The organism is Bifidobacterium sp. UBA6881 (assembly GCA_002451435.1).
Lineage (GTDB): Bacteria > Actinomycetota > Actinomycetes > Actinomycetales > Bifidobacteriaceae > Bifidobacterium.
This window is the reverse complement of record DKCF01000100.1, coordinates 1-3,869: the sequence shown is the minus strand read 5'-3', so window position 1 is coordinate 3,869 and position 3,869 is coordinate 1. Positions and strand designations below refer to the sequence as shown.

General features: G+C 59.6%; 2 protein-coding genes and 1 pseudogene. 2 read left to right on the top strand and 1 reads right to left on the bottom strand.

Features of this window, described 5'->3' with window-relative positions; genetic code table 11:
* A pseudogene (locus B3C64_RS07645) lies at nucleotides 1–2,426 on the bottom strand (hypothetical protein); the annotation flags it as partial.
* A gap of 318 nt (nucleotides 2,427–2,744) precedes the next feature.
* On the opposite strand from B3C64_RS07645, the gene B3C64_RS07640 reads away from it, so the two are divergent.
* Complete coding sequence (locus B3C64_RS07640; RefSeq protein ID WP_291534877.1) at nucleotides 2,745–3,011, top strand: hypothetical protein; 267 nt, start codon at nucleotides 2,745–2,747, stop codon at nucleotides 3,009–3,011.
* A 272-nt stretch (nucleotides 3,012–3,283) separates the two neighbouring features.
* Nucleotides 3,284–3,869: hypothetical protein (locus tag B3C64_RS07635; RefSeq protein WP_291534876.1), on the top strand; the 586-nt coding region annotated here is incomplete at its 3' end.

Here is a 3,869-nt window from a genome sequence, read left to right as displayed (position 1 = left end):
GCGCCTTCGACGCCGGCGCCCGATGCATTCTTCACGGTGCCGGAAACGGTGCCGTTGCCCTGCAGGTCGGACTGCTTCACGTTGAACAGGCCGATGGTGGTCTTACCGTCCACCGCCGCGGTACCGGAGTAGTCGAGACCGTTGGTCTTCGACACGATCTGGCCGCTGTGGTCGTCGGCGCTGTAGTTCCAGCCGCTGATGTAGCGCAGCGGGGAGTCCTCAGCGAGCTCGAGCGAGCTGAAGTCGGTGACGCGGTGGTGCGCGTCGGTGCCGGAGCCGAGGTTCTTCGCGGCTTCGAGGTCCTTGAACTTCGGATCGATGTTCAGCGCGTTGGTTCCCGTGGTCGAGACTCCCGGGCCCCAGAACACGTTGGTGTCGAAGCTGTTCTTCGTGCTGGTGCTGCCGAACGACGTGGAGGTGATCTTATCGGACGTGTTCACGAAGATGTTGTTGCGGTACTCCCAGGTGTCGGCCGATCCGCCGCCGCCGTTCGAGTTGGCGAAGGTGATGTTCGTGGAGCTTCCGTTGTACTGCGAATCCTTCGTGTTGAGCAGGATGTTGTTGTAGAAGCCGATGAATCCGCCCTTTTCACCGACGGAGTCACGGATCCAGATCTCCGAATTGTCCTTGAACACGTTGTAGCGGAAGATCGTGGAATTGTAGGCGAATCCGCAGATCAGCACGCCATCGCCGTTGTCATGCACGTAGTTGTACTGGAAGATGGCGTTGGTGGTGTGGCGGTCCGGGTCGAGCGCGTTGGAATCGCCGCCGCCGGCCTTGCGCATCGATTGGAACACCTCGTTGTTCTCCACCACGGCGTTGTCGACGAAGTACAGTTCGATGCCGCACACGCCCGGCTGCTTCACCCAGTTGCCCTGCACATGCGCTCCGCGCGTGGAGGTCACGTAGATGCCGTCGCCGTTGTATTGGCCGGTCTGGTCGATGGTGTTGTCGGTGACTTCGACGTTGGTGTGCGGATGGAAGTTCGAATCCGCGTATTCCGGGGCCTTGGCGTCGCGGGAGGTCTGCGCCCACTTCTTGGCGCTGCCGATGCCGTCCCACTGCTTGATGGTGAACGCGCCGAAGCTCACGTTGGTGATGGTGTTGTTGTGCACGGTCACGTTCGCGAAAGTCGCCGGTCCGGTGCCGCCCGCGGTTTCGGCGAAGATGCCGCCGGTGCGCTTGGATGAATCCCAGCCGCCGCTGCCGAACGCGCCCGGGTACTTGCCGTTGGGCTTGCTCAGCGAGTCGGTGCTGTTCAGGCTGTTGATCCACAGGTCAAGACCGGACACGTCGTGCACGGTGCTGTTCTGCACGGTCACGTCCGAGGATGCCACGGCCTCGCTGGTGGAGGACTGGTTGTCGCCGGTGATGTGGATGGCACGGAAGTCGCCGACCTTCTGCGCGTTCGCAGCGGTCATGCCGTCGGTTTTGCCGGTGAAGCCTTCGGTGGCGTTAGACACGTCGAGGTTGTCGATGGTCACGTGGCTCTGGTTGTGCAGGTAGATGACGTCCGCCACCTTGCCGTTGCCCTTGAATTGCGGTTGCGCGCCCTCGCCGTAGGCTCCGATGGTGATCGGATTGTTCTCGGAGCCGTTGCCGCGCACCGCGAGCGTTTCGTTCTGCCATACGCCGCCGCGCTGGAACAGGATCTTGCTGCCCGCGCCGAATCCGACGGTCTGGTTCACTTTGTCGATGGTTTTCCACGCGGTTTCGGGGCTGGTGCCGTCGGCGTTGTCGTCGCCGTCGTTCGACACATAGTAGGTGGTGCCGGCCTTCGCGGTGGTCTCATGGTAGTCCGCGTTCGCCTTGTCGGTCTTCACCAGCTGGATGTAGTCGATGCCGCTGGAATATCCGGAGCTTGCGGAGTTCTTGCCGTTGAGCTCGAATTTCACGTATGCGGTGCCGCCGCCGTCGAAGGCGATGTTCTTCGTGCCGGTCCAGGTGCTGAATGAGGTGCTTCCCGCGTATTGGTCGAGCGTGCCGACCTGGGTGGTCGTGGCGCCGCTGGTGACGCTGACGTTGAAGCTGCCGCGCGAGCTGCCCGCACGGTAGCCGATCTTGAGCTGGTACTGGTGGCTCAGGTCCTGCGGGATGTTGAGATAGAAGCCGACGTAGTCCTTGGTGCCGTCGAATCGTCCCGAATAGGTTTTGTTGGTGAATCCCGATTTGACCCAGCCGCCGTTGCTGGCGCCGTCGTCGTACTGTTCGACTTTGTTGTTGGACAGATAGTAGAGGTTCTCGGCCTCGTATTTGAGGTTCGCCGGATCGGCGTCCTTGGCGGGTTGCGCCGCTTTGACCGTGCCGGTGGCCTCGACGTTGGTGCCGTTGCCGGTTGCGAGTGCGGTCGGCGCCGCCAATGCGACCAAGGTCGCTATCGCCGCGCCTGTGGCGGCGAGTATTTTGGCTTGGTGTCTAATCCCCATGCTTCTCCTTTGACTTGGTTCTGTTGATGGCTGCTATGCCTGCCGCACATGGCGTCGTGCGGGTTTTCGTGTGATGAAAACACCATTCAGCATAAGGTGAATGGCGGATGGTTGCTCGGAGTTGCACAAGGTTGCCATTTTTCTTTGGCGTGCGATGCTTTCCGAAATGTTCGAAATTGTTCCACATTGTGATTTTTAGGGTGTTGATGTCATAGCATGGGGGTATTTATGGATTGTATCGAGGCAATGGTCGTCTCGCAGCAAGCAGTATGACGGATTGCGACGAATGCCGTGCGTCATATGAACATAATTGCCCTTATGGGCAAGGATGGCCTCTGCGAAGATGCTTCAAGGGAAGAGGAAGACATGATGCACCGTTTGGGAGAATGGACTGTAGGCATACCGGGACATGCGAAAAACCGATTCGGTGTGCGCCCGATGCTGGTGCTTCTGGCAATGATCGCCGCCGTCTGCACCTGCTTGATGAACATTCCTTCAGCGTCCGCTGCCGAGGCCGCCGGCGCTGAACAGACCTCTTCAACCTCCGCGCAACAGCAGCTCGAACGTGTCGGGGGGGGTCTGTAGAAGCCGCCGATGATTCGGAAAAGGCGGATGAAGACGGCACGGCCGCCGCGTCCGACGCCAAGGCGGACAGCGCGCAGGCCGATGCTTCGAATGACGAGGACGCCGGGCAGTCCGACGCGGCGCAGAACGGCACTGCGACCGGCGTCGGGCAGACCGGTGCCACGGCAACTCCTGCGAACAAGACGCAGGCCGATTCCCAGACGGATGACCACACCACGGCCGCCGCCCAGACGGATGCGACGGTCGCGGTCCATGACCGCGCGCAGGCGCACATGCTCGCCAACAAGGCGGGCGGCGAGGTAAAGCTGCCGGCCGACTGGGACGCCACCATGACCAAGTACTTCCCTGATGAAGTGCTGCGCAAGCTGGTGGATCAGGAAGTCCGCAATGAATTCCCGGGCGAAGACCTTTCCGGCAATTCCGTAGACGATATCCTGTCTTGGGTTACCGGTCCTTATGACAATGGCAAGTGGGATTTTTACGATGCGTATCAGGCACTTGGTACCACTGAACGTATCAAGTCATTGAATGGTGTCCAGTACCTCACTGGTCTTCAATCTATTGATACTGCTAGTGGAAATTCAGAGGCATCTGAGGGTGTTGGCCTGCAAATGTTTGCATTCCCAGGTGTCGTAAAGGGTACTTCGATACCGGATTTGGACCTCTCCTATAACAATCTGCATGTTTTCCCGTCGAAGCTGTATCCGGCCAATGGCGATGTGAATCTTCCGATTACGACGCAGAACAAAAACATTACCGTTTCGCAGAATTATTACCATCACACGCCTACGTTGACGTATGTGCGCGACGGCAAGGGCGGCAAGCAGGTCACCTTCAAGGCCGGCATCTACAAGCTTG

Excerpts from the sequence above, each read along its gene's own strand:
- B3C64_RS07640 (WP_291534877.1), top strand. The coding sequence starts at position 2,745 with ATGGGCAAGGATGGCCTCTGCGAAGATGCTTCAAGGGAAGAGGAAGAC.